Raw genomic sequence first — 26669 nt, 5'->3', positions numbered from 1 at the left:
CCTAGCCTGGTCCCGGCCGGCGCCCGCGCCCTACGGTCCACGCGTGACCACCACCGCGCCGTCGCCCACGCAGGCCGACGTCGACCGGGAGATCTCCGCGGCGCAGTCGGCGGCGGCCCCGGGCGGCGCCCAGCCCCGGCTCGACTTCGCGCCCTACCGCAGCTCGCTGCTGCGCCACCCCACCAAGGCGCTGCAGCACGCCGACCCCGAGGGGGTCGAGCTCGTCGCGCCCGTCTTCGGGCACTCCGACGTCGACCCGCTGGAGGCCGACCTGACCATCCAGCGCGGCGGCGAGCCGATCGGCGAGCGCCTGGTGGTGACCGGGCGCGTGCTCGACGGCGAGGGCCGGCCGGTGCGCCACCAGCTGGTCGAGGTCTGGCAGGCCAACGCGGCCGGGCGCTACGTGCACCAGCGCGACCAGCACCCCGCTCCGCTCGACCCGCACTTCACCGGGGTCGGGCGCTGCCTCACCGACGCGGACGGCACCTACCGCTTCACGACCATCAAGCCCGGCCCCTACCCGTGGCGCAACCACGTCAACGCCTGGCGCCCGGCGCACGTGCACTTCTCGCTGTTCGGCACCGACTTCACGCAGCGCCTGGTCACGCAGATGTACTTCCCGGGCGACCCGCTGTTCGCGCTCGACCCGATCTACCAGTCCATCACCGACCCGGCGGCCCGGGAGCGCCTGGTCGCGACCTACGACCACGACCTCACCACCCCCGAGTGGGCGACGGGCTACCGGTGGGACATCGTGCTCACCGGCAGCCACGCCACCCCGCTGGAGCAGGAGGAGGCCGACCATGAGTGACCTGCGAACCACCCCGGGCCAGACCGTGGGGCCCTTCTTCCACGACGCGCTGCCCTACGAGCACGGGCCCGAGCTGCTCCCGCCGGGGTCTTCCGACGCCGTGCGGCTGCACGGCACCGTGCTCGACGGCGACGGCGTGCCCGTTCCCGACGCGCTGCTCGAGATCCGCCAGGCCGACGCGGACGGACGGGTGCCACGCACCGAGGGCTCGTTGCGCCGGAGCGGGGGAGCGAGAGCGGTGTTCACGGGCTGGGGGCGCGCGGCGACCGACCCCGGTGGCCGCTACGCCTTCACCACGGTCGAGCCCGGAGGCGTGGACGGGGGAGCGCCGATGTTCGCCGTCACGGTCTTCGCGCGGGGCCTGCTCGACCGCCTGTTCACCCGTGCGTACCTGCCCGGCGCTGCCGCCGACGCCGACCCGTGGCTGGCCTCGCTGGGTGCCCGGCGCGAGACGCTGCTGGTGACCCGCGAGGCCGACGGGTCGCTGCGCTTCGACGTGCACCTGCAGGGCCCGCGCGAGACCGTCTTCCTGACCTTCCCCGGGCACGCCTGATGGGCGGCGACCTGCTCGCGCCCGGCTCGCACCGCGCCGCCGGGGTCGTGGACGACGACGCCCTGGGAGCCGCACTCGTCCGGGTGGAGGTGGCCTGGCTGCACGCCCTGGCCGACGTCGGCGCTGTCGAGGCGGCGCACGCGGAGCGTCTGGCCGAGGTCGCCGCCCGGCACCGCCCGGACCTCGCGGCCCTGGCGGTCGAGGGCGAGGCCGCTGGCAACGTCGTCGTCCCGCTCGTGCGCGGGCTGCGCGACGCCGTGGGCGGCGAGGCGGCCGGGCTGGTGCACCGCGGGCTCACGAGCCAGGACGTGCTCGACACCGCGCTGGTGCTGCTCGCGCGCGACGCGCTGACCCGGGTGCGCGACGAGCTGGCCGCGGCCGCGGTCTCGCTGGCCGACCTGGCGCAGGTGCACCGCGGCAGCCTGATGGTCGGACGCACGCTGGGTCAGCACGCGGTGCCCGTGACCTTCGGGCTCACCGCGGCGCAGTGGCTGGCCGGCGTCCTGGACGCGATCGAGCAGGTGGAGGTGGTCCTCGCCGGCCTCCCGGTCCAGTGCGGGGGAGCCGCCGGCACCCTCGCGCTGGTCGGCGAGCTGACCGATGACCCGGTCGCTGCTGCGCGCGCCCTGGCCGTCCGGCTCTCGCTGACCTGGCCGGGCCTTCCCTGGCACACGCGACGTGCCCCGATGACCCGCGTCGGTGATGCGCTGGTCACCACGTGCGACGCCCTCGGGGTGGTGGCGGCCGACGTCGCCCTGCTCTCGCGGCCCGAGATCGCCGAGGTGCGCGAGGGCGCTGTGGCCGGACGGGGCGGCTCCTCGACGATGCCCCACAAGCGCAACCCCGTGCTGAGCGTGCTGGTGCGCGGCGCGTCACTGCAGGCACCGCTGCTGGGCGCCCAGCTGCACACCTGCGCCGCCCAGGCCGTCGACCAGCGACCCGACGGCGCCTGGCACGCCGAGTGGCCCGCCCTGCGGCACCTGATGGGCCTCACCGTCACCGCCGCCGCGCAGGCCGCCGAGCTGGTGGCGGGCCTCGAGGTCGACGTCGCGGCGATGGGCCGTCGCGCCGAGGACGCCGCCGCCGACCTGCTCGCCGAGCGCGGTCGGCCGGGTGAACCCGGCGACTACCTCGGCGCCGCCGCGGCGCTCGTCGACGGGGTGCTGGCGCGGCACGCGGTGCGAGGACCCGACCGTGCCTGAGCCCAGCCTCACCGCCACGCGGCTGGCCGGGTCCGCGGACTCGCCCGCGCTGCTGGTGGTCGGCCCCTCGCTCGGCACCTCCGTGGAGGCGCTCTGGTCGGCCACCGCCGCCATGCTGGCCGACGCGGTCGAGGTCGTGGGCTGGGACCTGCCCGGACACGGCCGCAGCGCGCCCACGGATCGGCCGTTCACGATCGCCGACCTGGCGGCCCGCGTGCGCGAGCTGGCGGCCGGCGAGGCGCGTGGACGCGCTGCGCACCACGCCGGTGTCTCCCTCGGCGGGGCGGTCGCGCTCCAGCTGGCACTCGAGCCTGGGCCGTTCACCGCCGTGGCGTGCCTGGCCTCCGCCGCGAAGATCGGTGAGGAGCAGGCCTGGCACGAGCGCGCGGACCTCGTGCGTCGCGCCGGGACACCGGTGATGGTCACCGGCTCGGCACAGCGGTGGTTCGCGCCCGGCTTCCTCGAGCGCGAGCCTGCCGTCGCCGACCGGCTGCTGCACGCCCTGCGCGTCGCCGACGCCGCCTCGTACGCGCGCGCCTGCGACGCCCTGGCTTCCCACGACCTGCGTGACCGGTTGCCCGAGGTGCGCGTCCCGCTGCTGCTCGGGCCTGGCGAGCTGGACCCGGTGATCGCGCCCGCGGCGGCACGCGCCGAGGCCGCCGCCGCACCAGGCGCCCAGCTGCACGTGTTCGCCGGTTGCGCCCACCTGCCGCCGGCGGAGGACCCCGCGGCGGTGGCCGCGGTGCTGCGCGCCCGGCTCGAGACGCCCACACCCCGAGGAGGGACCAGATGACCGACCCCGACCCGTACGCCGACCCCTACGAGGGAGGCATGACGGTGCGGCGCGAGGTGCTGGGGGACGCCCACGTCGACGCCGCCGTCGCCCGCACCACCGCGTTCACCGAGGACTTCCAGGAGCTGATCACCCGCTACGCGTGGGGCAGCGTCTGGACGCGCCCCGGTCTCGACCGGCGCAGCCGCAGCATCGGCGTGCTGACCGCGCTGATCGCCCTCGGGCAGTGGGACGAGCTGGCCATGCACGTGCGCGCGGCGCGCACCAACGGGCTCAGCGTCGAGGAGATCGGCGAGGTGATCCTGCAGGCCGGCGTCTACTGCGGCGTGCCTGCCGCCAACCACGCGTTCGCGGTCGCCCAGCGCGTGCTCGACAGCATCGACGAGCCGCAGGACCAGCCATGACCCTCACCCGCACCCAGGTCGGGATCGTCGGCGGCGGCCCCGCCGGCCTGATGCTGGCCCACCTGCTGCACGTGGCCGGCATCGAGTCGGTGGTCGTCGAGACCCGCAGCCGGCGCGAGATCGAGCAGACGCACCGCGCCGGCATCCTGGAGCGCGACAGCGTCCGTCTGCTCGTGGAGAGCGGTGCTTCCGACCGGGTGCTGCGCGACGGTCACGAGCACACCGGCATCGACCTGCGCTTCGGCGGCGTCAGCCACCGCATCGACTTCCAGACCCTGGTGGGCGCCTCCACGTGGCTCTACCCGCAGACCGAGGTGTTCGTCGACCTGGCGGACGCCCGGTCCCGCGACGGCGGCGACGTCCGCTTCGAGGTGAGCGGGGTGAGCGTCCTCGACGTCACCACCGACCGTCCCGGCATCCGCTACACCGACGCCGAGGGCGGCGAGCACGAGGTCCGGTGCGACGTCGTGGTGGGCGCGGACGGCTCGCGCAGCACCACCCGCGCCCTGGTGGCCGACAGGCGGCAGTACTTCCGCGAGTACCCGTTCGCCTGGTTCGGGATCCTGTGCGAGGCACCGCCGAGCGCGTCCGAGCTCGTCTACGCCCGCTCCGAGCACGGTTTCGCACTGGTCTCCCAGCGCACCGAGTCGGTCCAGCGGATGTACTTCCAGTGCGACCCCACGACCTCGGCCGACGACTGGTCCGAGGACCGGATCTGGGCGCAGCTGCAGGCCGACCTGGACGGCGAGGACGGCTTCGAGCTGCGCACCGGGCGCATCCTGGAGAAGACCGTGCTGCCCTTCCGCTCCTTCGTCTGCGAGCCGATGCGGCACGGCAACCTGCTGCTCGCCGGGGACGCCGCCCACACGGTGCCACCGACCGGCGCCAAGGGGCTCAACCTCGCGCTCGCCGACGTCCGGGTGCTGGCCGAGGTGCTGGAGCGCGCGATCAGCCGGCAGGACCGGACCGCGCTCGAGGAGTACACGCCCCGGGCACTGAGCCGGGTCTGGCGGGCCCAGCACTTCTCCTACTGGATGACCACGATGCTGCACCGCAGCGCCGAGGCCTCCGACTTCGACGAGCGTCGCCAGCTCGGCGAGCTCGAGTCGGTGGTGGGCTCGGAGTCCGGCTCCCGCTACCTGGCCGAGGCGTACACGGGTTGGCCGGAGCCCACGCAGTCGACCACGATCAGCGCCACCCGGTCCACCGCCGCCGAGGCATCCTCGGCCCGGGAGGCGAGCGCGAGCTCGACGGTCTCGGGAACGGCCAGCGGCACGTAGCGCGCGCCCTCGACGGCCAGGCTGCGCACGGGCTCGGGCACGAGCGCGACGCCGAGGCCGGCCGCCACCGAGACCACGAGGGTGGCGGTCTCGCCCACCTCGAGCAGGCGCTCGGGGCGGAACCCCGCGCGGGCACACGCGGCCAGCACGAGGGCGTGCATCGAGGAGTGGTGGCCCGAGGGGTGCACCACGAACGTCTCGGACGCCAGGTCGGCGAGCTCGACGGCGTCGCGGTCGGCGCACGGGTGACGGGCGGGGACCACGGCCACGAGCCGCTCGGAGCGCAGGGTCCGCAGGCGGCGTCGGGGGTCGTCCGGGCCCGGGCGCACCAGCGCGAGGTCGTAGGCGCCCTCGTCGACCCCGACCAGCAGGTCCGGGCTCAGCAGCTCGCCGCGCAGGGTCAGGTCGACGTCGGGCAGCTCCTCGCGCACACGGTGCGCGACTCGGGGGAGCACGTCGTAGGTGGCGGTGCCGACGAAGCCCACGGACACCGTGCCCGTGCGGCCGGCGGCGAGCGCGTGCAGGTCGGCCGCGGCGGCGTCGGCGACCTCGACCAGGCGACGGGCGTGCTCGCGGAACCGGCGCCCGGCCTCGGTCAGCTCGACGCGACGGGTCGAGCGGTCGAACAGCGGCAGGCCCAGCTGCCCCTCGAGCTGCTTGACCTGCGCCGAGAGGGCCGACTGGGCCACGTGCAGGCGGGTCGCCGCCCGACCGAAGTGCAGCTCCTCGGCCACCGCCAGGAACGAGCGGGCGGTCCGGAGCTCCATCGGCCCAATCTAGCTGATGACGCGATCAATCGATCGATATTGACTGTTGGACGCGATCAGAGCAGCCGCCTAGGTTGGCACCGTGCCCGACTCCTACCTCTACGCCGCCGCCCGCACGCCCTTCGGTCGCTTCGGCGGCGCGCTCGCCGACGTCCGCCCCGACGACCTGGCGGCCACCGCGCTGACCGGCGTGCTCGCCGCCGCACCCGACCTCGACCCCGCCGCCGTGGGCGAGGTGGTGTGGGGATGTGCCAACCAGGCCGGCGAGGACAACCGCAACGTCGGTCGGATGGCGGTCCTGCTCGCAGGGCTGCCCACCAGCGTGCCGGCCACCACGGTCAACCGGCTCTGCGGCTCCTCGCTCGACGCCGCGATGATGGCCTCGCGCGCCGTCGAGACCGGTGACGCCGACGTCGTCGTCGCGGGCGGCGTGGAGTCGATGACGCGCGCACCCTGGGTGCTGCCCAAGCCCTCCCGCGCCTTCCCGGCCGGCAACACCACGGCCGTCTCCACCACGCTCGGCTGGCGGCTGGTCAACGACCGGATGCAGCCGCAGTGGACGGCGTCGCTGGGGGAGTGCAACGAGCAGCTGGCCGAGCGGCTCGGCATCGGACGCGCGCGGCAGGACGAGTTCGCCGCGCGCTCGCACGTGCTCGCCGACGAGGCCTGGCAGGCCGGTCGCCACGACGACCTCGTCGTGCCGGTGCCCGGCGTCGACCTCGCGCGCGACGAGGGGATCCGCGCGGGCTCCACCCCCGAGAAGCTGGCCGGCCTCAAGCCCTCCTTCCGCAGCGCGGAGCAGGGCGGCACGATCACCGCCGGCAACGCATCTCCGCTCAACGACGGCGCGGCCGCGCTCCTGCTGGGCTCCGCGGACGCCGCCTCGAGCCTGGGGATCGACCCGCTGGCGCGCATCGCGGGACGCGGCGCCCACGCGCTGGACCCCCAGGACTTCGGGGTGGCGCCGATCGAGGCCGCCAACAAGGCGCTCGCCCGCGCGGGCATCGGCTGGTCCGAGGTGGGCGCCGTGGAGCTCAACGAGGCCTTCGCCGTGCAGTCGCTGGCCTGTGTCGACGCCTGGGGCGTCGATCCCGGGATCGTCAACGCCTGGGGCGGCGCCATCGCCATCGGCCACCCGCTGGGTGCCTCCGGCGCCCGGGTCGTGGGCACCCTCGCCCACCGGCTGCGCGAGTCCGGCGAGCGCTGGGGCGTGGCCGCGATCTGCATCGGCGTCGGGCAGGGCCTCGCCGTCGTGCTCGAGAACGCCGGCAGCGCCCGGTGAGCGCCACGACCTTCCTCAAGGCCGACGACGCCGACGAGGCCCTGGCCGACGTCGCCGACGGCTCCACCGTGCTGGTCGGCGGCTTCGGGATGGCCGGCATGCCCGTGCCGCTCATCGACGCGCTCATCCGGCAGGGCGCCACCGACCTCACGGTCGTCTCCAACAACGCCGGCAACGGCGACTCCGGCCTGGCCGCGCTGCTCGCCGCCGGCCGGGTGCGCAAGATGGTGTGCTCCTTCCCGCGGCAGAGCGACTCCTGGGTCTTCGACGGCCTCTACCGCGAGGGCCGCATCGAGCTGGAGGTGGTGCCGCAGGGCAACCTGGCCGAGCGCATGCGCGCCGCCGGCGCCGGCATCGGGGCGTTCTTCAGCCTCACCGGGGTCGGCACGCCGCTGGCTGAGGGCAAGGAGACCCGCGAGATCGACGGCCGCACCTACGTGCTCGAGATGCCGATCCGCGGTGACGTCGCGCTCATCGGGGCGCACCGCGCCGACCGGGCCGGCAACCTGGTCTACCGCAAGACCGCCCGCAACTTCGGACCCGTGATGGCGACGGCGGCCGCGCTCACCGTCGCCCAGGTGCGCGAGGTCGTCGACGTCGGCGGGATCGACCCCGAGACCGTGGTGACGCCCGGCATCTACGTCGACCGCGTCGTGGAGGTGACGGCATGACCGGGGCGGGTGGCGCGCAGGGCCGCAGCAAGGACGAGATCGCGGCCGCGATCGCCCGCGACATCCCCGCGGGCTCCTACGTGAACCTCGGCATCGGCCAGCCCACCCTGGTGGCCGACCACCTGCCACCCGGCTCCGGCGTCGTGCTGCACACCGAGAACGGCATGCTGGGCATGGGTCCTGCTGCCCACGGGGAGGAGGTCGACCCCGACCTCACCAACGCCGGCAAGCAGCCGGTCACCGAGCTGCCGGGCGCCGCGTACTTCCACCAGGCCGACTCCTTCGCCATGATGCGCGGCGGTCACCTCGACGTGTGCGTGCTCGGCGCGTTCCAGGTCTCGGCGGGCGGCGACCTCGCCAACTGGCACACCGGCGCCCCCGACGCGATCCCCGCCGTCGGGGGAGCGATGGACCTCGCGATCGGCGCCAAGCAGGTCTTCGTGATGATGACGCTCTTCGCGAAGGACGGCACCCCGAAGCTGGTGCCCCGGTGCACCTATCCGCTCACCGGCGTGGGCTGCATCAGCCGGGTCTACACCGACGTCGCCACCTTCGAGGTCGGCGAGGGCGGCGTGCGGCTCGTGGAGAGCTTCGGGACGACCCGCGACGAGCTCGCCGGTCGCCTCGACGTGCCGCTGAGCTGAACCGCCCGACTCGACCGTGGCGCTGCCCGTGCCAAGTGTGCTACATGGTGCTACGTTCGGCGCCATGAGGACGATCAGCCAGCGCGAGCTGCGCAACGACAACGCCTCGGTGGTGCGCGAGGTGGAGGCCGGCGAGTCGTTCGTGGTGACGCGTCGTGGTGTCCCGGTGGCGCGGCTGGTGCCGATCGCCGCCTCGAGCGACCTGCGTTGTGACCGGCCCGCGCGCCAACTGCCCCGCTACGCCGAGCGGCCGCGCGTGCGCGCCGACGAGGCCACGGCAGATGTGCTCGAGGACATGCGGGGCGAGCGGTGAGCAGCTGGTACCTGGACACGTCGGCGGCGCTCAAGCTGCTCGTGGAGGAGGCCGAGTCCGCTGCACTCGCTGCCCTCCTTGACGAGTCGCAGCCCCAGCTCGTGGCGTGCTGGCTCCTCGAGACCGAGCTCCGGCGGGCGACCCACCGCCTGCCGGCGCTGAGCCAGGAAGCCGTGTCGGAGTTCCTGACGGGGATCGACCTGTACGAGGTGCCCGGCGCCATCTTCCGCGAGGCAGGCCTGCTGCCGGGGGACGCCCTGAGATCCCTGGACGCGCTGCACCTGGCGGTTGCCGTGCGACTCGACGTCGACCACGTGGTCACCTACGACCGTCGGATGGCCGAGGCGGCGAGGGCCTTGGGTGTGCGTATCGCTGCTCCCGGCGCCTGAGCCGGCCGCTCACCCCCGCTGGCGCCAGCTGGTCAGCTTCGCCGGGTCGAGCACGAAGCGGACGTCGGCCACGCGGCCGCCCTCCACCCGGAACGTCGCCATCCCGTAGGTGCGGCCCTCGGCGGTGAGCCGGTAGCCCAGCCCGTCCGCCGTGACCTCCTCGTGCAGCTGCAGGCCGGGGCGCTTGGCCAGCAGGCCGAGCAGGAAGCGGGCCACGCGGTCGGGGCCGTGCACCACGCGCTGCGCCACGTTGACGACGCCGCCGCCGTCGGAGCGCAGGGTCACCTCGGGTGCGAGCGCGGCGGTGAGCTGCACCAGGTCACCCGAGCCCGCTGCGGCCAGGAACGCCTGGACGGCGCGCGCGTGCTCCTCCTGGCTCACCATGGCAGAGCGGTGCTCTCGCACATGGCGGCGGGCCGAGGTGGCCAGCTGGCGGGTCGCGGCGGGGGAGCGACCCACCACCTCGGCGATCTCGGGGAAGGGCACGGCGAAGACGTCGTGCAGGACGAAGGCCACGCGCTCGGCCGGCGTCATCGACTCCAGCACCAGGAGCAGCGCGCCGCTGACGGCGTCGTCGAGCGTGACCCGGTCCGCGGGGTCGACCGGTGTCGCCGCGGTGCCGGCGAACAGGTCGGCCGGCACCGGCTCGGGCAGCCACTGGCCGGCGGCGTGCTCGCGCCGGGCGCGTGCGGAGGTGGCGACGTCGAGCGCGACCCGGCTGGCCACCCGGGTCAGCCAGCCGGCGGGGTTGGTGATCGCCGCGCGCTCGTCCTCGCCCAGGCGGTACCACCGCAGGTAGGTCTCCTGGACGACGTCCTCGGCGTCGGCGAGGGTGCCCGTCATCCGGTAGCCGAGCGAGAGCAGACGACGTCGCTCCTGCTGCAGGTCGGGATCCACCGGCGCACCTCCTCCGGGCACCGCCCGGTGCCCCACCCAGTCTGACGACGCAGCCCCCTTCGGTGTGAGGTGCCGTGCCGCGACCTCACACATCGGCGGCCTGCGTCGTCAGGAGGGCATGGACATCTCCTCGCGACCCGACCCGACCGAGCCCCCCGCTGCCCGACCTCTCACGATCGCCGTCGCCGGCGGCACCGGCGTCGTGGGCCGCCACGTCGTCGAGGTCGCGCACGAGCGCGGCCACCAGGTGGTGGTGCTGGCACGCTCCGAGGGGGTCGACCTGACGACGGGTGACGGCCTGGCGCCTCGGCTGACGGGCGTGGACGCTGTCGTCGACGTCACCGGCACGTTCGCGCAGCAGCGAGCGGAGTCCGAGGCGTTCTTCGGGGGCGTGACCCGGACGCTGCTGGCCGCCGAGCGCGAGGCCGGCGTGGGCCACCACGTGGTGCTCTCGATCGTCGGCGTGGACGACGTGCCCTCGGGCTACTACGCGGGCAAGCGCCTGCAGGAAAGGCTGGTCGCGCAACAGGCGCCGGCCGTGCCCTGGAGCATCCTGCGTGCCACGCAGTTCCACGAGTTCGCCGGGCAGGCGCTCGGCTTCGCGCGCTTCGGCCCGGTCTCGGTGGTGCCGCGGATGCTGAGCCGGCCCGTGGCGGCGCTGGAGGTCGCGCAGGCGCTCGTGGACCTCGTCGAGCACGGGCCGGCCGGCCGGGTGCCCGACCTGGCCGGCCCCGAGCAGCACCGGATCGCGCACCTGGCCCGCCGCGTGTCCCTGGCCCGGGGGCTGGGGCGTGTCGTCGTCGAGGTTCCGCTGCCGGGTGCCGCCGGCCTGGCGATGCGACGCGGGGCGCTGCTCCCGGTCGACGACGGACCGCGCGGCGCGCTCTCCTTCGACCAGTGGCTGGCCGAGGCCTGAGCGTCTCGGATCGGTGCCCCAGGCAGGAGTCGAACCTGCGACCTTTCGCTTAGGAGGCGGCTGCTCTATCCGCTGAGCTACTGGGGCGTGGAGCGACCGGCAGGCCGCTCACCGGCGCACATCTTCGCAGGAGCCGGCGGCCATCGCGACACGGGACCGTGGGGCCACGCACCGGACGGGCGGGCGGTGATCCACAGCACGTTTTGGCAGGTCGCCGGACCTGGGAGACAATCGGGTTGACATTTGGCGGCCGCGGTTAGTTTCGTCCCGGGCCGCCGCCCGGCCGCCTCGGGGTGGCTCGACGCGGCGCCGGCACCCGAGCAGCGAGCGCCGGCAGACCCGTGAACTCCGACCCCGAGGACCGCATGAGCCAGACCTCCGGCCCCGAGCAGCCCGGCGAGGACGCCGACGCCCTGCTGGCGCGCTCGTCCGTGCACCGGGGAGGTCGCCGCCGCGGCAAGGGCCGCAAGCGGCACGTGGTCGCGCAGGCGATCGTGGCCACCGCGGTGGTGCTCGGCATGGTCACCGGCCTCTCCGTCGTCTACTTCTACCGCCACCTCAACGACAACCTCACCGTCGTCGACATCACCCAGCAGCTCGACGAGGACCAGCGCCCGGAGAAGCAGCGCAGCGACCTGCCCGAGGAGCCCCTCAACATCCTCGTGATGGGCTCCGACGACCGTGACGGCGAGGGCAACAACATCGACGGCCTGACCGGCGAGGGCCAGCGCTCCGACACCACGATCCTGATGCACCTCTCCGCCGACCGCTCCAACGCCTACGGCGTGAGCATCCCGCGCGACACGCTCGTGGACCGGCCCGACTGCATCGACGAGGACGGCGAGACCATCCCCGGCGGCACCCAGGTGATGTGGAACGAGGCCTTCGCACTCGGCGGCCCCGCCTGCACGATCACCCAGACCGAGGAGCTCACCGGCATCCGGATCGACCACTTCATCGTGGTCGACTTCAGCGGCTTCCGCGACATGGTCGACGCCATCGACGGCGTCGAGGTCTGCATCCCCGAGGACATCGACGACCCCGAGCACGGCATCAACATCGAGGCGGGCACCCGCGAGATCAAGGGCTTCGAGGCCCTCAACTACGTGCGCGCCCGCTACACGCTCGGCGACGGGTCCGACATCGGTCGCGTCAAGCGCCAGCAGGCATTCATCGCCGCCATGGCCAACAAGGTGGTCTCCAACGGCGTGCTCGCCCGCCTGGACCGGCTGGTCCCCTTCCTCGACGCCGCGACCAAGTCGCTGGTCGTCGACGAGGAGATGGGCAACGTCTTCAAGATCGCGAGGGTCGGCCTCGGCTTCCGCAGCATCGGCCTCGACGACATCAAGTTCATCACCGTCCCCTGGCAGTACAGCGTCGAGCAGCCCGGCCGCGTCGAGCTGCTGCCCGAGTCCGAGGCGCTGTGGCAGCGGATGATCGACGACGAGCCGCTCAGCCGCCGGCTCTCCAACGAGGTCATCACCGCGGGCGACTCGCCCTCCGGTGGCGCGTCGACCTCGCCCGAGGACCCGAGCGCCTCGCCGAGCGACGATCCGACGGCCAGCCCCAGCGAGAACCCGACCGACGACGGCGAGTCCGAGGTGGACGCGGCGGCCCGCGAGCAGGCCGGTCTCTGCGTCTGATGCCGGACGCGCGACCCGAGCAGGGCGAGCAGGACTGGGAACGGCGGCGCCGGCTGGCCGAGGTCTTCGGCGACACGCTCCCCGAGACCACCTCGGACGAGCGGGAGCCGCGCGGCTCCGGTGGGCGCGAGGATCCCGGGGAGGCGTGGTTGCGGGCGCAGGTCCCACCCCACCACGGCGGGTGACGCACGCGACCACGTGTGGGGGAACACGGTCCCCTGCGTGGTGGTTGGCCCTGCGGCGCGGCACACTCAGTCCACGCCACCCCCACCCGGACGAGGACGCCATGACCCTGACGCGCACAGCGGTGTGCTCGCGCATGCTCCCCGGTGTCGACGCACCGAGCAGGGAGGCGGGGCGGCTCAGCGCGGAGGCTGCCCGGTTCCTGGTGGTCGGCGCGGTGGCCACGCTGGTGGCGCTGGCGATCTTCAACGCGCTCGTGCACGGCTACCCGACCAGCGGCGGGCCGATGGCCCAGGACCCGCTCGTGGCCTACGTGATCGCCAACAGCGTCGGCATGCTGGTCAGCTGGCAGGGCACCCGCGCGTGGGCGTTCCGCGAGCGGACGGCCACGGGGCCCGGCGGCGGCTTCCCGGCCTTCGTGGCACTGAACCTGGTCTCGATGACGATCCCGATGGCCTGCCTGGCCGTGAGTCGCTACGCCCTCGGCCTGACCGACCCGGTGGCCGACAACCTCTCGGCCAACGTGATCGGTCTGGCCCTGGGCATGGGCGTGCGCTTCTTCGTGCTGCGCCGCGCGGTGTTCCGCGCGGCCTGAGCTGATCCCTACTCGGCCGGCGGGGTGATCCGGGCGGTGCCGCCGGTGGCGAGCAGGTCGCGGATCTCCTGCAGGAGCTTGATGTCCTCGGGGGTGCCCGGCTCGGGTGAGGGGAAGAAGCGCTCCTTGGCCTTGACGTAGGGCGTGACCACGAAGAAGTAGACGACCGCGGCCAGGATCAGGAACGCCACCAGCGCGGTGAGGAACGGCCCGACGATGACTCCGCCCACCTCGACGGTGTCGAAGTTCGGCTGCTTGCCGCCGGTGAGCCGGCCGATGGCCGAGAGCAGCACGTTGGTGAACTCGGTGACGACGGCGCCGAACGCCGTGCCGATGATGACCGCGACCGCGAGGTCGATCAGGTTGCCGCGCAGCAGGAAGTTCTTGAACCCACTCATGCGTGATGCTCCTTCAGCGTGTGGTGTGCGTGTGAGGCCCGAGGCGTGTCTCACGGAGGGTGGGGGGCTTCCAGAGACTAGTGCTCCGACCACGCGTACGTCAGCACCGACCGGACGGCGGAGGCCGTGACGTCGTCCACCTCCGACTCGCCGAGCCCGAGCACCACCAGCCGGCCGGGCAGGCCGGAAGCGCTGCTCTCGCCGTCCTCGGCGGGCAGCGCCAGCACCGGGACGTCGTCGGCCACCGGTCCGGTCTGCTCCCCGCGGGGATCGGTGGCCAGCAGGTCGAGGCGGTCGCCCACCTGCAGCAGGGCGACCGAGCCGGCGTCGGGCAGGCGCACCGGCACGGCGACGACGTCGTCGAGCCCCTGCGCGGGGCCCGGCCCGACGACCCGCACGTCGGTGACCGGCTCGCCGGCCCGCAGCGGCGCCGCGAGCACGCGGCCGGTGGGCTCCGAGAGCACCGCCTGCGGCACGGCGTCGGGCGGCAGGTCGGTCGGCTCCAGGTCGTCGGCGGCCAGCAGGGTCCCCGCCGGCAGGTCGCGCGCGGCCACCAGCACCGCCGTGCTGGGGGCGGGCGGTGCGGCGACGGCACGCAGCCCCGCGATGACGGCGACGCCGAGCAGCACCGCTGCCAGCAGGCGACGTCGGCGCAGCACGGCGCGGCGTGCGTGGCCCAGGGCGCGCACCGGTCGGGACGCCGCAGTCGCGGCGGTCCGCGAGGCGGAGAGTGCGGGGTCGGGTGCAGTCACCCCACGAGGCTAGGCCGCCCCGGCCCCCCTCGCGGGCGCTCTCCACAGGCCCCCAGGGGCAGACCCGAGAGGGGCCGTGCCGTCAGGGCCAGGGTGGGCGGTGTCAGGAGGCGGCGGCCGGCGTGGAGCTGCCCGAGCTGCTGCTGCCACTGCCGCCACTGCTGCCGGACGTGCCCGAGCCGCTCTTCTCCGAGCTGCTCGACGAGCTCTTCTCGGCGCCACCCGAGCTGCTCTTCTCGGTGCTGGTCTTCTCCGAGCCACCCGAACCGGAGCCGCCCGAGGAGGAACCGGAGCCCGCGCCCTGGCGGGAGTCGGTGCGGTAGAACCCGCTGCCCTTGAACACCACGCCGACGGCGTTGAAGACCTTGCGCAGCCGCCCCTGGCACTGGGGGCAGACGGTGAGGGAGTCCTCCGAGAAGCTCTGGACCTGCTCGAAGGCGTGCCCGCACTCGGTGCAGGCGTACTGGTACGTCGGCATGGGCGCTCCTGGTCGCACTCACGGGCCCGGGGGAGGGATGGGGTCGTGCGCGAGTGGCTGGCACTCTTCCCGGGCGAGTGCCAATGCTACGCCACGGGGACAATGGCGCGCACCATGAGTGGCACCACAGCCGCGGACCCGGCGCAGACCCCCGACCGCCCCCCTGCAGCGGCACCCCGCCGCAGCTGGTGGAGCCGCTTCCGTGGGCTGCCGCGCGCGGTGCGCTGGGGCACCTGGACGGCGCTGGTGGTGGTGCTGCTGGTGGTCGGCGTGCTCGTGACCACGACCGTGCTCACCCGGCTCCCGCTGCCGCAGACCACCGGCACCCTCGAGGTGGCCGGCCTGGACGGCGAGGTGGAGGTGGTGCGCGACGAGCACGGGATCCCCCAGATCTACGCCGACTCGGTGCCCGACCTGATGCGGGCCCAGGGGTTCGTGCACGCGCAGGACCGGTTCTTCGAGATGGACGTGCGGCGCCACATCACCGCCGGCCGGATGGCCGAGCTCTTCGGTGAGTCCGCGGTGGAGACCGACGTGCTGGTGCGCACGATGGGGTGGCGCCGGGTCGCCGAGGCCGAGCTGCCGCTGCTCGAGCCCGCCACCCGCGACGCTCTCAGCGCCTACGCCGAGGGTGTCAACGCCTACCTGGCCCAGCACGACCCGACGCAGATCGCCGTCGAGTACACCGTGCTCGGTCTCACCGGCCTGGACTACCGGCCGGCCGAGTGGACGCCGGTCGACAGCCTGGCGTGGCTCAAGGCCATGGCCTGGGACCTGCGCGGCAACATGACCGCCGAGATCGAGCGGGGGCTGCTGGGCGACCACTTCGCCGAGGCCGAGGAGGCGACCGGGCTCGACCCCGAGCAGGCGCTCGCCGACCTGTACCCGCCCTACCCCTACGAGGAGCACCGCACGATCGTCGACCAGGGGCGCGTGGTCGACGGCGTCTTCGAGCAGGACGCCACCCGCGGCGGCACCCGGGTGCCGGAGCGGCCGCGGCTCGGGCCGGCCGTGCGAGACCAGCTGGAGCGGCTGGGCGAGCGGCTCGACGCGATGCCTGCCCTGGTGGGCCGCGGCGACGGCATCGGCAGCAACTCCTGGGTCGTCGACGGCGACCACTCCTCGACCGGCGCACCGCTGCTGGCCAACGACCCGCACCTCGGTGTCTCGATGCCGGGGGTGTGGACCCAGGTGGGGCTGCACTGCCGCACGGTCAGCGAGGCCTGCCCGCTCGAGGTGGCGGGCTTCGGGTTCGCCGGCGTGCCCGGCGTGATCATCGGCCACAACGCCGACATCGCCTGGGGGTTCACCAACCTCGACCCCGACGTCGCCGACCTGTACGTGGAGCGTGTGCGCGGTGAGAACTGGGTGCAGGACGGGCGGCTGCAGCCGCTGCGCACCCGCGAGGAGACCATCGAGGTGGCCGGCGGCGACGACGTCACGATCACCGTGCGGAGCACCGCTCACGGCCCGATCCTCAGCGACGCCGACGAGGCGCTCGACGAGGTGCTCGACGAGGTCGCGGAGGTGGCCCCGAGCGAGGAGGAGGCCGGCCGCGCGCGCCGCGACGACGAGGAGTACGCCGTCTCGCTGGCCTGGACCGCGCTCGAGCCCGGCACCACCGCCGACGCGATCCTCGCGCTCAACCTGGCCGGAGACTGGGACGAGTTCCGCGCCGCGGCCGCCGACTTCGAGGTGCCCGCGCAGAACCTCGTCTACGCCGACCGCGAGGGGCACATCGGCTACCAGGCGCCGGGCAGGATCCCGATCCGCAAGTCCGGCAACGACGGCAGCGTGCCCTCGGCCGGCTGGCGCTCGGAGAACGACTGGACCGGCGAGTACGTGCCGACCGACGGCCTGCCCTCGGTGCTCGACCCCGAGGAGGGGTTCGTCGCGACCGCCAACCAGGCGGTGGTCGGCGAGGACTACCCCTACTTCCTCACCGACGACTGGGACCGCGGCTACCGCGCCGAGCGCATCCGCCAGCTGCTCCTCGAGGAGGGTGAGCTCTCGATGCGCGAGATGCTGCAGCTGCAGCTCGACGACCACCACCCCCTCGCCCCCGTGCTGGTGCCCTACCTGCTCGACGTCGACCTGCCCGGCGGCTACTACTCCGACGGCCAGCGACTGCTGGAGGAGTGGGACTTCGGCCAGGGCGCCGACAGCGCGGCGGCCGCCTACTTCAACGTGGTGTGGCGCCGGCTGCTGGCAGCGACCTTCCACGACCAGGTCCCGGCCGGGCTGTGGCCCGGGGGCGGCTCGCGCTGGTTCGGCGTCGTCGAGGAGCTGCTCACCCGGCCCGCCGACGCGTGGTGGGACGACGTCACCACCGACGACGTCACCGAGGACCGCGACGACGTGATCGCCGCGGTCATGCAGGAGGCGCGCGACGAGCTGACCTCGCGGCAGTCCCCGCGCAGCCAGGAGTGGCGCTGGGGCGACCTGCACGAGCTCGAGCTGCGCTCCCCGACCCTCGGGGAGTCCGGCATCGGGCTGGTGGAGCGGCTGGTCAACCGCGGGCCGTGGGAGGTCGGCGGCGGGTCCTCGACGGTCGATGCCACCTCCTGGGACGCCACCGAAGGCTACGGCGTGGTCGCGGCGCCGTCGATGCGCATGGTGGTCTCGATGGCCGACCTCGACGACTCGCGCTGGATCGGCCTCACCGGCGTCTCCGGCCACCCCGCGAGCCCGCACTACACCGACCAGACCGACCTCTGGGCGGACGGTCAGACGCTGCCCTGGGCCTTCACCCGCGACGCCGTCGACGCTGCCGCCGACGACGTGCTCACCCTGGTGCCCGCCGAGGAGGAGTGAGGCGCCGCTGACGGATGTTACTGACCGTTGGCACTAGTAGGACCCCTCACCGCGACCCCACCTACTAGTCGCAGCAGTCAGTAACATGCGCCGCCGCCGCCGCGCCCGTCACCCGAACCGGACGACCCGGGTGGGGGTGGCGGCGGCGGTGACGGCGCGGTCGTGGGGCTCGGCGGGGACGGTGAGGCCGACCTCGTCGTCGTGCAGCAGGCAGCAGGTGAACGTGCCGAGTGGCACCCGGGCCAGCGCCCGGTCGTAGGAGCCGCCGCCGCGGCCCATCCGCAGGCCGGACGGCGAGACCGCGAGCCCGGGCACCAGGACGACGTCGGCGCCCGCCACGGCGTCCACGCCGAGCGGCGCGGCCACCGGCTCGAGCAGCCCGCGGCGGGCCGGGGCGAGGCCGGCGTCGCCGGTGTAGGGCGCCCAGTCCAGGTCGCCGTCGGGCAGCAGGACGGGCAGCAGCACGCGGCGCCCGGCCCCGTGCAGAGCCGCCAGCAACGGCCCCGTGCCCGGCTCGGAGCCCACCGAGACGTAGCAGGCCACGGTGGCCGCGCGACGCACCTCGGGGGCGGCGAGCACGACCCCGGCCAGCGACCGGGCGTCCTCGCCCAGCGCCGCCAGGCCGCGTCGTCGTCGGGCGGTGAGCAGCTGGTCGCGCAGGGCCAGCTTGGCCGCGGCGAGGCTCTCAGCCACGGCGGGCCGCCGGCGGGGTACGCCCAAGTTGGGACACGAGCACGATGCGAGCCTACGATCGCTGGTATGGGATCAACGGCCAGCAAGGGCCTGCAGCTCGCCCGCCAGAAGATGCGCGACGCCGGCGTCGACGAGGTCGCCATCGACACCTTCGCCCACTACCACCGGCTGCTCGAGCACGGTGAGACCGGGATGATCCCGGAGGCGAGCATCGAGCCGGTCGACATGCCCTCCCTCGACGGCGTCGAGGTGGACGAGGCGACGGCGCTCGAGGCGCTGCGCCACACCGCCGTCATCAAGCTCAACGGCGGTCTGGGCACCTCCATGGGCATGGACCGCGCGAAGTCCCTGCTGTGCGTGCGCCGCGGACTCTCCTTCCTCGACGTGATCTGCCGCCAGGTGCTGCACCTGCGCGAGGCGCACGACGCCACGCTGCCCCTGATCTTCATGAACTCCTTCCGCACCTCGGCCGACACGCTGGCCGCGGTGGCCCGTTACGAGTCGCTGCCGGTGGAGGGGCTGCCGCTGGAGTTCCTGCAGAACAAGGAGCCCAAGCTGCTGCTCAAGGGCCTCGTGCCGGTCAGCTACCCCAAGGACCCCGACCTGGAGTGGTGCCCGCCCGGGCACGGCGACCTCTACACCGCGCTGCGCGGCACCGGCCTGCTGGACCTGCTGATCGAGCGCGGCTACCGCCACGTCTTCGTCTCCAACTCCGACAACCTCGGCGCCACGCCCGACCCGCAGGTGGCGGGGTGGTTCGCGGCGAGCGGGGCCCCGTTCGCCATCGAGGCGGTGCGCCGCACGCCCTCGGACCGCAAGGGCGGCCACTTCGCGCGCCGCAAGGCCGACGGCCGCCTGGTGCTGCGCGAGACCGCGCAGACGCCGGACGCCGACACGGAGGCACTGGCCGACCTCGACCGGCACCGCTACTGCTCCACGAACAACCTGTGGTTCGACCTCGCCGCCATGAAGCGCACCCTCGACGAGCGCCAGGGCATCCTGGGCCTGCCGCTGATCCGCAACGTCAAGAACGTCGACCCCGCCGACCCCAAGACCCCCGAGGTCGTGCAGATCGAGACGGCGATGGGCGCCGCCATCGAGGTCTTCGAGGGTGCCCAGCTGATCGAGGTCGGCCGCGACCGGTTCGTGCCCGTCAAGACGACCAACGACCTGCTGGTGCTGCGCTCCGACGTCTACGACCTCGGCCAGGACTTCGTGCTCGACCAGGCCGCCGACGAGCTGCCCTACGTGGACCTCGACCCGGCGCACTACAAGCTCGTGGGGGAGTGCGACAAGCGCTTCCCCCAGGGCGCGCCCTCCCTGCGCAAGGCCTCCCGCTTCACGGTGCACGGCGACTGGACGTTCTGCCGCGACATCGAGGTGATCGGCGAGGTCGAGCTCGAGGCGCGCTCCGCCCAGCGCGTCGACGCCGCCACCGTGCTCAGCGGACGCACCGAGGCCTGACGGCGGCCCGACCCCCGGCCCGGCACGGGGAGCGGCCGCCTCGGCGGGGCCGGGTAGCGTCACGCCCATGAGCCACAGCACCCCCGAGGAGCTGGTCAGCGTCGAGGAGCACCTGGCCCGCATCCTGGGCACGGTGCAGCCGCTGCCCGACTTCCAGCAGCCGATCCAGGACGCCCTGGGCCTGGCCTGCACCGAGGACGTCGTCTCGCCGCTGGACCTGCCGCGCTTCGACAACTCCTCGATGGACGGCTACGCCGTGCGCGTGGCCGACGTCGAGGGCGCCAGCGCGGAGCGGCCCGTCGAGCTGACGGTCTCCGGGCAGATCGGCGCCGGCCAGGTGATGCTGCGCGAGCTGCCGCCGGGCACCGCCGCCAAGATCATGACGGGCGCGCCGATGCCCGTGGGCGCCGACGCCGTCGTCCCCTACGAGTGGACCGACCGCGGTGCGCAGGCGGTGCGCATCGAGCAGGCGCCGCAGCCGCACCAGCACGTGCGCGACGCCGGGGAGGACGTGCGCGAGGGCGACGTCGTCATCACCGCCGGCACGGTGATCGGCCCCCGGCACGTGGGCCTGCTGGCGGCCGTGGGGCGCGCCTCGGTGCGCACCCGCAGCCGCCCGCGCGTCGTCATCCTCTCCACCGGCACCGAGCTCACCGAGGTGGGCTCACCGCTGATGGACGACAGCATCTACGACAGCAACTCCCACCTGCTCGCCGCCGCCGCGGGTGCCGCCGGCGCCGTCGCGCACCGCGTGGGCGCCGTCAGCGACCAGCCCGGCCGCTTCCTGGAGGTGCTGCACGAGCACATCGTGCGCGCCGACGTGGTCGTCACCTCCGGCGGCGTCAGCCAGGGCGACTACGACGTCGTCAAGGAGGCGCTGCGCCCGCTGGGCACCATGTGGTTCGGCGGCGTGCGCATGCAGCCCGGCAAGCCGCAGGGCTTCGGGATGATCGGCGACGTCCCGATCTTCTGCCTGCCCGGCAACCCGGTCTCGAGTTACCTCTCCTTCGAGCTGTTCGTGCGCCCGGCGCTGCGACGGATGACGGGTGTCGAGCCCGCGCTGGCGCCGCTGGCCACCGCCCGGCTGACCCGCGAGGTCTCCTCGCCGCCCGGGCGGCGGCAGTTCCTGCGCGGCCACCTCGACGACCTCGACGGCGAGCCCGCCATCACGCCCGTGGGCGGCGCCGGCTCGCACCTGGTGGCCGACCTGGCGCGCGCCAACGCGCTCATCGTCGTGCCCGAGGAGGCCACCTCGCTCGAGTCCGGCACCCGCGTGTACGTCGTCCCCCTGGACCGGGCATGAGCAGCGAGGAGGCGAGCGGGCTCACTCACGTCGACGAGACCGGCGCCGCGCGCATGGTCGACGTCGGCGAGAAGCGGGTCACCGCGCGGGAGGCCACCGCCAGCGGACGCGTGCTGGTCTCGCCGCGCGTGGTCGAGCTGCTGCGCGGCGAGGGCGTGCCCAAGGGCGACGCGCTCGCGGTGGCCCGCATCGCGGGCATCATGGGCGCCAAGCAGACGCCGTCGCTCATCCCGCTGTGCCACCCGCTCGCGATCTCCGGCGTCACGCTCGACCTGCGGGTCGACGACGACGCGGTCGCCGTCCGCGCCACCGTGCGCACCACCGACCGCACCGGCGTGGAGATGGAGGCCCTGACGGCGGTCTCGGTCGCCGCGCTGACCGTCGTCGACATGGTCAAGGCCGTCGACAAGGGAGCGGTGATCACCGACGTGCGGGTCGAGACCAAGACCGGCGGCAAGTCCGGGGACTGGCGCCGCCCCGACGTGGAGCAGGAGGACCGGTCGTGAGCATGCGCGCCGAGGTGGTGGTCGCCTCCAACCGGGCCGCGGCCGGGGTCTACGAGGACACCACGGGTCCGCTGGTCGTCGAGGCGCTGCGCGAGCTGGGCTTCCTGGTGGAGGCGCCCGTGGTGGTCCCCGACGGCGACCCGGTGCGCGAGGCGATCGCCGCGGCCGTCGAGGGCGGGGCGCGCTGCGTCCTGACCACCGGGGGCACCGGGCTGACGCCCACCGACCGCACGCCCGAGGCCACGCGCGCCGTCATCGACGCCGAGGTGCCCGGGCTGGCGGAGGCGATCCGCTCGGCGGGGGTGGCCAAGGGGGTGCCCACGGCCGTGCTCTCGCGCGGGATCGCGGGACTCGCCGGCACCTGCCTGGTGGTCAACCTGCCGGGGTCGCGCGGCGGGGTGAAGGACGGGCTGGAGGTGCTGCGCCCGGTGCTCGTGCACGCCGTCGAGCAGGCGGTGGGCAGCGACCACCCGCGCAGCGAGGACTGACGGTGCTGGGGGAGAGCGCGCGTGGCTGGCCGGCCACGCTGACCTCGGGGACCGACCCGGTGGTGACGCTGCGCCCGCTCGCGGTCTCCGACGCCCGGGAATGGCGGGAGACACGGCAGCGCAACGCCACCTGGCTGGTGCGATGGGACGCCACCGTGCCGCCGGGCGGCGACCCGCGGGCGACGTCCTTCCGGGCGCTGGTGCGGCGCCTGCGCCGGGCGGCCGCCGCCGGCACGACGCTGCCGTGGGCGGTCGACGTCGACGGGCGCTTCGCGGGCCAGCTGACGGTCAACAACATCGTGCGCGGCTCGGCGCTGTTCGCCTCGGCGGGCTACTGGGTCGACCAGCGGCACGCGGGCAGGGGGGTGATCCCGCGGGCGCTGGCGATGGCGATCGACCACTGCTTCACCCAGGTGGGGTTGCACCGCATCGAGGTCTGCATCCGGCCCGAGAACTCCAACTCCCTGCGGGTGGTGGAGAAGCTCGGCCTGCACGAGGTGGGCTACGCCCCACGGTTCCTGCACATCGACGGCGACTGGCGCGACCACCGGATCTACGCGATCACCTCCGAGGAGGTCCCTCGCGGTCTGCTGGCGCGCTACGAGAGCGAGCAGTCCCAGCGCTGACACCCGGACGCCGGCGACCAGTCCTCGGCGACCACCACCAGCCAGCATCGCGGCCAAAAACACAGCCGCCACAGGAGTTCATCCACGACACACTGGTAGACATCCGGCACAGGCTGCGCTATCGCTCCTAACCTCGGGTCGTGGACCTGAGCGCACTCATCTTCGTCGCCCTGGCGGTCGCATGGGCCGCCTACCTCATCCCCAAGGCGCTCAAGCACCACGAGGAGGACCGCCTCGGCCGCACGGTCGAGTCGTTCTCCTCCTCGCTGCGCGTGCTCGCCCGTCGCGACACCACGGACGGCCGCACCACGACGCTCGTGGTGCCCGGCCGCCCCGCCGCCGAGGCCGCCGAGGTGGTCGAGGTCGCCCGCGCGGAGCTCGACGTCGAGGTGACGACGACGCCCGCGCCGCGACGCACCGCCTCCCCGGCCCAGCGCCGTCGTCGGGTGCTGGGGCTGCTGCTCATGGCCACGGGCACCGTGCTCGCCCTCGCGGCCTTCGCGGTGCTGGCCTGGGCGTGGGTGGCCGCGCCGGCCGCGCTGCTGGTGGCGTGGCTCGTGGCCTGCCGCGTGATGGTCAAGGCCGAGCGACGCCGTCCCGCACGTCCGGCCGCTCCCCGCGCCGACCGCATCCCCGCGGCGCCCGTCGTCGAGCCGGAGGCCCCCGAGGCCGAGACCGGCGCGCACCCCGCGGTCGACGACGAGCGTGAGGCCGAGGTCGCCGTCGTCGAGCCGGCTGCCGACGCCGATCCCGAGACCGAGGAGATCGCGGCCGTGCCGGCCGCCGAGCAGGGTGTGCAGGTCGGGTGGGACCCGGTGCCGACCACGCTGCCCACCTACGTGACCAAGGAGCCCGCCGCACGCCGCTCCGTGCGCACCATCGACCTGGACTCCACCGGCGTGTGGACCTCGGGCCGCTCGGAGGTCGACTCCCAGATCGCCCGCGAGGCCGAGGAGGCTGCCCGGGTGAAGAAGGCCGAGGCCGAGCAGGCCGAGGCCCGCGCCGAGGAGCGTCGCGCCAGCGGCTCCTGACCCGGGGGTGCGATTGGGTGGCCCCGATCGCCCGGTGCTAACGTTTCCCCTCGCCTGGGGCTGTGGCGCAGTTGGTAGCGCGTCTCGTTCGCAATGAGAAGGTCAGGGGTTCGAATCCCCTCAGCTCCACCGATGCAGATGTGGCCCGTAGCCGGCAGGCTACGGGCCATCATCGTTCTCGGGCCGTCGTCGTTCTCGGCGCCCGAGCGGTCCCGGGGCTCAGCCGCGGCCCGTGCGCCGCCGGTAGTAGTCGGCGGCCTTGGCCCGGGCCCCGCAGGCCTGCATCGAGCACCAGCGACGCCGTCCGTTGCGCGAGGTGTCGGCGAAGACCAGCACGCAGCCCTGGCCGTCGCAGCGGCGGATGCGCCCGGGCAGCTCCCCGACGAGGTCGAGGTAGGCGGCGGCTGCGGTCCAGGCGGGCAGCCAGGCGGTGTCGACGTCGGCCAGAGCGGTGGGACCGTCCGGACCGTAGCCGCGTCGCACCCGACCGTGCTCGAGCACGGCGTCCAGCAGCCCGGCGGCCGCCGGGTCCTCGGGACGTTCGACCACGGCACGCAGGGCGTCGCGCGCGGCGCGGAGCGGGACCTCCACCGCGGCCGGCTCGGCGTCGGGGTGGTGCTCGGCCAGCCACGCGGCGACGCCGCCGGGCGCGTCGAAGAGGTCGACGGGCCCGCCCGCGTCGGCCCACCGGGTGTTCACGAGGTCGAGCGGCAGCGGCTCGCCGCGCAGGGGGCGGTCCGGCACGGCGTCGACCCGGGTGCGCATCTCACCATCGTACAGATCTTGAATGGTGAGAGCGGTCCCGCGTACGCTCTCACCACCGAACCCGCTGTGAAAGGTGAGAACCGTGGTCCACGCCTACCTGCAGGAGCTGGTCACCCCCGCCGTCGCCGCCGTCCAGGAGCAGCAGGGGAGCCGCCCGGCCCAGGCGCGGCACGTGGCGCACGCCGAGGTCGGCGAGCGGCTGGGGCCGGACGAGGCGGCGTTCGTCGCCTCCCGGGACTGGTTCGTGCTGGCGACGGTGGGGGAGACGGGCTGGCCCTACGTGCAGCACCGCGGCGGGCCCGCCGGCTTCCTGCGCGTGCTCGACGACGGCGCCACGCTCGCGTGGGCCGACGTGCGCGGCAACCGCCAGTACCTCTCGGTCGGCAACCTCGCGACCCGGCCGCGGGTCTCGCTGCTGCTCCTCGACCAGGCGCGGCAGGCGCGTCTGAAGGTGATCGGCGAGGCCGAGGTGGTCGAGGAGCCGGACGACGCCCTGCTCGCGGCCGTGCGTCATCCCGAGCAGGCCGGCCGGGTGGAGCGCGTCGTGCGGGTGCGGGTGCGCGGCTACGACTGGAACTGCCCGCAACACATCACCCCGCGCTTCACCGCCGAGGAGCTCGCCCCGCTGCTCTCCGAGCTGGAGTCGCTGCGCGCCGAGGTCGAGCGCCTCCGCAGGTCGGCGGCCACCTGACGGCGACGCGTGGGGCGGTAGTCCGCTGCACGTTGGTCGTCACAGAGCCCCGATCGCGACCACCTTGCTGCGGAGTACCACTGGGAGACTGACTCGCATGACGCTCAGCGACACCGACCTGATCCACCTGCGGCGCTGCGTCGAGCTTGCCCGCGAGGCGCTCGACGACGGCGACGAGCCGTTCGGATCGGTGCTCGTCTCGGGCACCGGCGAGGTGCTGGCCGAGGACCGCAACCGGGTCAGCGGCGGCGACCGCACCCGCCATCCCGAGCTGGCCCTCGCGCTGTGGGCCGTGGAGCACCTGCCGGAGGAGGAGCGGGCGGAGGCCACCGTCTACACCTCTGGCGAGCACTGCCCGATGTGTGCCGCGGCCCACGGCTGGGTCGGGCTCGGTCGCATCGTGGCCGCCGTGCGGTCCGAGCAGCTGGCCGCGTGGCTGGAGGCCTGGGGCGAGCCGGCCCCCGCCGTCGCGACGCTGCCGGTGGAGCAGGTGGTGCCGGGGGCCGTCGTCGACGGGCCGGCGCCGGAGCTCGTGGGCGAGATGGAGGCCCTGCACCGGGCCCGGGTCGAGCGCGACCGCGCCGCCGGCTGACCTGTGCCGGAGGCAGTCAGTAGCTGGTCCCGCTGCTACCCATCATCGACCCGCCAACCATCCGGCGGTGCTGCCGCGACTGCGGGGTGCTGAACGCCAGCGCCGCGGCGAGCTCGCGGTGCAGCTGGTCCTCGAGCTCAGGGGTGACGCCCTGTCCGGTGCTCGCCGGCGTGCGAGCCAGGCGCAGGCCCGACACCACCGCGTAGGCCTTGGCGGCGATGCGCACCACGGCACCGAGCAGCATCACCGACCCGATGACGACGAAGGCGCCGGTCACCACCGAGAACAGGGTGAAGAACGCGTCGCCGTCCTTCCCACCGACGCCGCCCATGGGGTCGTCCCCGAAGAGCGAGGGGACCAGGTCGTCGAGGAACGTCTCGGTGACGCTGGTGAACATGACCGCGGCCACCAGGGTGAAGAGGCCGGTCACCACCAGGGTGAGGACCGAGCCGAGGAACCCCACCCGCAGGAGGCGGGGGTCGTCGGGATGGCGCAGTCCGTGCAGGGCGTCGGCCACCAGCAGTCGCCCGACGACCGAGCGCGCGGCGCCGGGGTCGACGGCCTCCGAGGTGGCGGCCCGGTCGGTGGAGGCGAGCAGCTGGCGCGCGGCCCGCACCGGCCCCGTGGTGGAGAACCGGGCACCGCCGAAGCGCCGAGGGCTGGAGCCGAGGCGGCTCGGCTCGGAGGTCGGCTCGGGGTAGGACATGGCGGCAGCTTTCCGTCAC

The 26669-nt window shown here is 74.2% G+C and carries 31 protein-coding genes, 2 tRNA genes and 1 pseudogene; 25 read left to right on the top strand and 9 right to left on the bottom strand.

The genetic code is table 11. The annotated features are described in order from the left end of the window. Window positions 1-43 precede the first annotated feature (43 nt). Genes pcaH through ABD948_RS10255 form a run of 6 tightly spaced genes read left to right on the top strand, consistent with a single transcriptional unit; the run spans window position 44 to window position 5043 of the window. Window positions 44-811 carry a protocatechuate 3,4-dioxygenase subunit beta gene (gene pcaH / locus ABD948_RS10280; RefSeq protein ID WP_345265395.1) on the top strand — a complete coding sequence of 256 codons (768 nt, stop codon included), beginning with the start codon at window positions 44-46 and terminating at the stop codon, window positions 809-811. Continuing rightward, a complete protein-coding gene (gene pcaG / locus ABD948_RS10275) occupies window positions 804-1364 on the top strand; it encodes a protocatechuate 3,4-dioxygenase subunit alpha (protein WP_345265393.1) in 561 nt (186 codons plus the stop codon). The genes pcaH and pcaG overlap by 8 nt, the downstream gene beginning before the upstream one ends. After that, window positions 1364-2566 (top strand): lyase family protein, encoded by a 1203-nt coding sequence (locus ABD948_RS10270; RefSeq protein ID WP_345265391.1) that lies wholly within the window; start codon window positions 1364-1366, stop codon window positions 2564-2566. The genes pcaG and ABD948_RS10270 overlap by 1 nt, the downstream gene beginning before the upstream one ends. After that, window positions 2559-3359, top strand: coding sequence for an alpha/beta fold hydrolase (locus ABD948_RS10265; RefSeq protein ID WP_345265389.1), 801 nt, complete (start codon window positions 2559-2561; stop codon window positions 3357-3359). The genes ABD948_RS10270 and ABD948_RS10265 overlap by 8 nt, the downstream gene beginning before the upstream one ends. Then, window positions 3356-3763, top strand: coding sequence for a 4-carboxymuconolactone decarboxylase (pcaC, locus tag ABD948_RS10260; RefSeq protein ID WP_345265387.1), 408 nt, complete (start codon window positions 3356-3358; stop codon window positions 3761-3763). The genes ABD948_RS10265 and pcaC overlap by 4 nt, the downstream gene beginning before the upstream one ends. Next, window positions 3760-5043, top strand: a complete 1284-nt coding sequence (locus tag ABD948_RS10255; protein ID WP_345265385.1) for a 4-hydroxybenzoate 3-monooxygenase — start codon at window positions 3760-3762, stop codon at window positions 5041-5043. The genes pcaC and ABD948_RS10255 overlap by 4 nt, the downstream gene beginning before the upstream one ends. Here ABD948_RS10255 and ABD948_RS10250 read toward each other — a convergent pair. Then, window positions 5019-5810 (bottom strand): annotated as a pseudogene (locus tag ABD948_RS10250) (LysR family transcriptional regulator); the annotation flags it as partial. The gene ABD948_RS10255 and the pseudogene ABD948_RS10250 sit on opposite strands and share 25 nt — an antisense overlap. An 82-nt stretch (window positions 5811-5892) precedes the next feature. On the opposite strand from ABD948_RS10250, the gene ABD948_RS10245 reads away from it, so the two are divergent. The 5 genes from ABD948_RS10245 to ABD948_RS10225 all read left to right on the top strand — a co-directional run bounded on the left by ABD948_RS10245 (window position 5893) and on the right by ABD948_RS10225 (window position 9109). Then, complete coding sequence (locus tag ABD948_RS10245) at window positions 5893-7092, top strand: thiolase family protein (RefSeq protein ID WP_345265383.1); 1200 nt, start codon at window positions 5893-5895, stop codon at window positions 7090-7092. Beyond that, window positions 7089-7763 carry a 3-oxoacid CoA-transferase subunit A gene (locus tag ABD948_RS10240; protein ID WP_345265381.1) on the top strand — a complete coding sequence of 225 codons (675 nt, stop codon included), beginning with the start codon at window positions 7089-7091 and terminating at the stop codon, window positions 7761-7763. Before ABD948_RS10245 ends, ABD948_RS10240 begins: the two co-directional genes overlap by 4 nt. Further along, complete coding sequence (locus ABD948_RS10235) at window positions 7760-8407, top strand: 3-oxoacid CoA-transferase subunit B (protein ID WP_345265379.1); 648 nt, start codon at window positions 7760-7762, stop codon at window positions 8405-8407. The genes ABD948_RS10240 and ABD948_RS10235 overlap by 4 nt, the downstream gene beginning before the upstream one ends. Before the next feature lie 64 nt (window positions 8408-8471). Beyond that, window positions 8472-8720 carry a type II toxin-antitoxin system Phd/YefM family antitoxin gene (locus tag ABD948_RS10230; RefSeq protein ID WP_345265377.1) on the top strand — a complete coding sequence of 83 codons (249 nt, stop codon included), beginning with the start codon at window positions 8472-8474 and terminating at the stop codon, window positions 8718-8720. Beyond that, window positions 8717-9109, top strand: coding sequence for a type II toxin-antitoxin system VapC family toxin (locus ABD948_RS10225; protein WP_345265375.1), 393 nt, complete (start codon window positions 8717-8719; stop codon window positions 9107-9109). Before ABD948_RS10230 ends, ABD948_RS10225 begins: the two co-directional genes overlap by 4 nt. A gap of 9 nt (window positions 9110-9118) precedes the next feature. On the opposite strand, the gene sigJ is transcribed toward ABD948_RS10225, so the two are convergent. Continuing rightward, complete coding sequence (sigJ, locus tag ABD948_RS10220) at window positions 9119-10006, bottom strand: RNA polymerase sigma factor SigJ (protein WP_345265373.1); 888 nt, start codon at window positions 10004-10006, stop codon at window positions 9119-9121. 118 nt (window positions 10007-10124) lie between these two features. Between sigJ and ABD948_RS10215 the strand changes: the two genes are divergently transcribed. Next, entirely contained in the window at window positions 10125-10922 is a 798-nt protein-coding gene (locus ABD948_RS10215) for an SDR family oxidoreductase (protein ID WP_345265371.1), read from the top strand. 14 nt (window positions 10923-10936) lie between these two features. On the opposite strand, the gene ABD948_RS10210 is transcribed toward ABD948_RS10215, so the two are convergent. Further along, window positions 10937-11009: transfer RNA gene (locus ABD948_RS10210), tRNA-Arg, on the bottom strand. A gap of 278 nt (window positions 11010-11287) precedes the next feature. Between ABD948_RS10210 and ABD948_RS10205 the strand changes: the two genes are divergently transcribed. The 3 genes from ABD948_RS10205 to ABD948_RS10195 all read left to right on the top strand — a co-directional run bounded on the left by ABD948_RS10205 (window position 11288) and on the right by ABD948_RS10195 (window position 13343). Beyond that, window positions 11288-12565 (top strand): LCP family protein, encoded by a 1278-nt coding sequence (locus ABD948_RS10205; RefSeq protein ID WP_345265369.1) that lies wholly within the window; start codon window positions 11288-11290, stop codon window positions 12563-12565. After that, the gene (locus ABD948_RS10200; RefSeq protein ID WP_345265367.1) at window positions 12565-12750 is read left to right on the top strand and encodes a hypothetical protein; all 186 of its coding nucleotides are present in this window, start codon (window positions 12565-12567) and stop codon (window positions 12748-12750) included. Before ABD948_RS10205 ends, ABD948_RS10200 begins: the two co-directional genes overlap by 1 nt. A gap of 101 nt (window positions 12751-12851) precedes the next feature. Then, window positions 12852-13343, top strand: coding sequence for a GtrA family protein (locus ABD948_RS10195; protein ID WP_345265365.1), 492 nt, complete (start codon window positions 12852-12854; stop codon window positions 13341-13343). 8 nt (window positions 13344-13351) lie between these two features. Here the strand turns inward: ABD948_RS10195 and ABD948_RS10190 are convergent, their stop codons facing one another. From ABD948_RS10190 to ABD948_RS10180, 3 genes are all read right to left on the bottom strand, one after another. Next, the gene (locus ABD948_RS10190) at window positions 13352-13741 is read right to left on the bottom strand and encodes an MscL family protein (protein WP_345265363.1); all 390 of its coding nucleotides are present in this window, start codon (window positions 13739-13741) and stop codon (window positions 13352-13354) included. A gap of 77 nt (window positions 13742-13818) precedes the next feature. After that, the gene (locus ABD948_RS10185; protein ID WP_345265361.1) at window positions 13819-14493 is read right to left on the bottom strand and encodes an SAF domain-containing protein; all 675 of its coding nucleotides are present in this window, start codon (window positions 14491-14493) and stop codon (window positions 13819-13821) included. A gap of 103 nt (window positions 14494-14596) precedes the next feature. Beyond that, window positions 14597-14971: an FmdB family zinc ribbon protein gene (locus ABD948_RS10180; RefSeq protein WP_345265359.1), complete on the bottom strand. Its 375-nt coding sequence runs from the start codon at window positions 14969-14971 to the stop codon at window positions 14597-14599. Between the two features lie 114 nt (window positions 14972-15085). Here ABD948_RS10180 and ABD948_RS10175 point away from each other — a divergent pair, with 114 nt between their 5' ends. After that, window positions 15086-17785, top strand: coding sequence for a penicillin acylase family protein (locus tag ABD948_RS10175; RefSeq protein ID WP_345265358.1), 2700 nt, complete (start codon window positions 15086-15088; stop codon window positions 17783-17785). 108 nt (window positions 17786-17893) lie between these two features. Here the strand turns inward: ABD948_RS10175 and ABD948_RS10170 are convergent, their stop codons facing one another. Next, entirely contained in the window at window positions 17894-18478 is a 585-nt protein-coding gene (locus ABD948_RS10170) for a 5-formyltetrahydrofolate cyclo-ligase (RefSeq protein WP_345265356.1), read from the bottom strand. A 66-nt stretch (window positions 18479-18544) separates the two neighbouring features. On the opposite strand from ABD948_RS10170, the gene ABD948_RS10165 reads away from it, so the two are divergent. From ABD948_RS10165 to ABD948_RS10135, 7 genes are all read left to right on the top strand, one after another. Continuing rightward, entirely contained in the window at window positions 18545-19942 is a 1398-nt protein-coding gene (locus ABD948_RS10165; RefSeq protein ID WP_345265354.1) for a UTP--glucose-1-phosphate uridylyltransferase, read from the top strand. 67 nt (window positions 19943-20009) lie between these two features. Next, entirely contained in the window at window positions 20010-21245 is a 1236-nt protein-coding gene (glp, locus tag ABD948_RS10160; protein WP_345265352.1) for a molybdotransferase-like divisome protein Glp, read from the top strand. Further along, entirely contained in the window at window positions 21242-21751 is a 510-nt protein-coding gene (gene moaC, locus ABD948_RS10155; RefSeq protein ID WP_345265350.1) for a cyclic pyranopterin monophosphate synthase MoaC, read from the top strand. Before glp ends, moaC begins: the two co-directional genes overlap by 4 nt. A 2-nt stretch (window positions 21752-21753) precedes the next feature. Continuing rightward, window positions 21754-22239, top strand: a complete 486-nt coding sequence (locus ABD948_RS10150; protein ID WP_345266772.1) for a MogA/MoaB family molybdenum cofactor biosynthesis protein — start codon at window positions 21754-21756, stop codon at window positions 22237-22239. 2 nt (window positions 22240-22241) lie between these two features. Continuing rightward, window positions 22242-22865, top strand: coding sequence for a GNAT family N-acetyltransferase (locus ABD948_RS10145; RefSeq protein ID WP_345265348.1), 624 nt, complete (start codon window positions 22242-22244; stop codon window positions 22863-22865). 140 nt (window positions 22866-23005) lie between these two features. After that, the gene (gene sepX / locus ABD948_RS10140) at window positions 23006-23896 is read left to right on the top strand and encodes a divisome protein SepX/GlpR (protein WP_345265346.1); all 891 of its coding nucleotides are present in this window, start codon (window positions 23006-23008) and stop codon (window positions 23894-23896) included. Window positions 23897-23952: 56 nt separating this feature from the next. Further along, window positions 23953-24025 (top strand) — tRNA-Ala (locus ABD948_RS10135). Window positions 24026-24115: 90 nt separating this feature from the next. On the opposite strand, the gene ABD948_RS10130 is transcribed toward ABD948_RS10135, so the two are convergent. After that, window positions 24116-24661, bottom strand: coding sequence for a CGNR zinc finger domain-containing protein (locus tag ABD948_RS10130; RefSeq protein ID WP_345265344.1), 546 nt, complete (start codon window positions 24659-24661; stop codon window positions 24116-24118). Window positions 24662-24743: 82 nt separating this feature from the next. Between ABD948_RS10130 and ABD948_RS10125 the strand changes: the two genes are divergently transcribed. Together ABD948_RS10125 and ABD948_RS10120 are read left to right on the top strand one after the other, a co-directional pair. After that, window positions 24744-25352 carry a pyridoxamine 5'-phosphate oxidase family protein gene (locus ABD948_RS10125; RefSeq protein WP_345265342.1) on the top strand — a complete coding sequence of 203 codons (609 nt, stop codon included), beginning with the start codon at window positions 24744-24746 and terminating at the stop codon, window positions 25350-25352. 97 nt (window positions 25353-25449) lie between these two features. Continuing rightward, entirely contained in the window at window positions 25450-25944 is a 495-nt protein-coding gene (locus tag ABD948_RS10120; protein ID WP_345265340.1) for a nucleoside deaminase, read from the top strand. Window positions 25945-25960: 16 nt separating this feature from the next. Here ABD948_RS10120 and ABD948_RS10115 read toward each other — a convergent pair whose 3' ends face one another. Further along, window positions 25961-26650 carry a hypothetical protein gene (locus ABD948_RS10115; protein WP_345265338.1) on the bottom strand — a complete coding sequence of 230 codons (690 nt, stop codon included), beginning with the start codon at window positions 26648-26650 and terminating at the stop codon, window positions 25961-25963. Between the last annotated feature and the right edge of the window lie 19 nt (window positions 26651-26669).

The organism is Nocardioides nanhaiensis, from assembly GCF_039542785.1.
GTDB classification, from domain to species: domain Bacteria; phylum Actinomycetota; class Actinomycetes; order Propionibacteriales; family Nocardioidaceae; genus Nocardioides; species Nocardioides nanhaiensis.
This window is presented reverse-complemented; position numbering and strand designations above follow the sequence as displayed.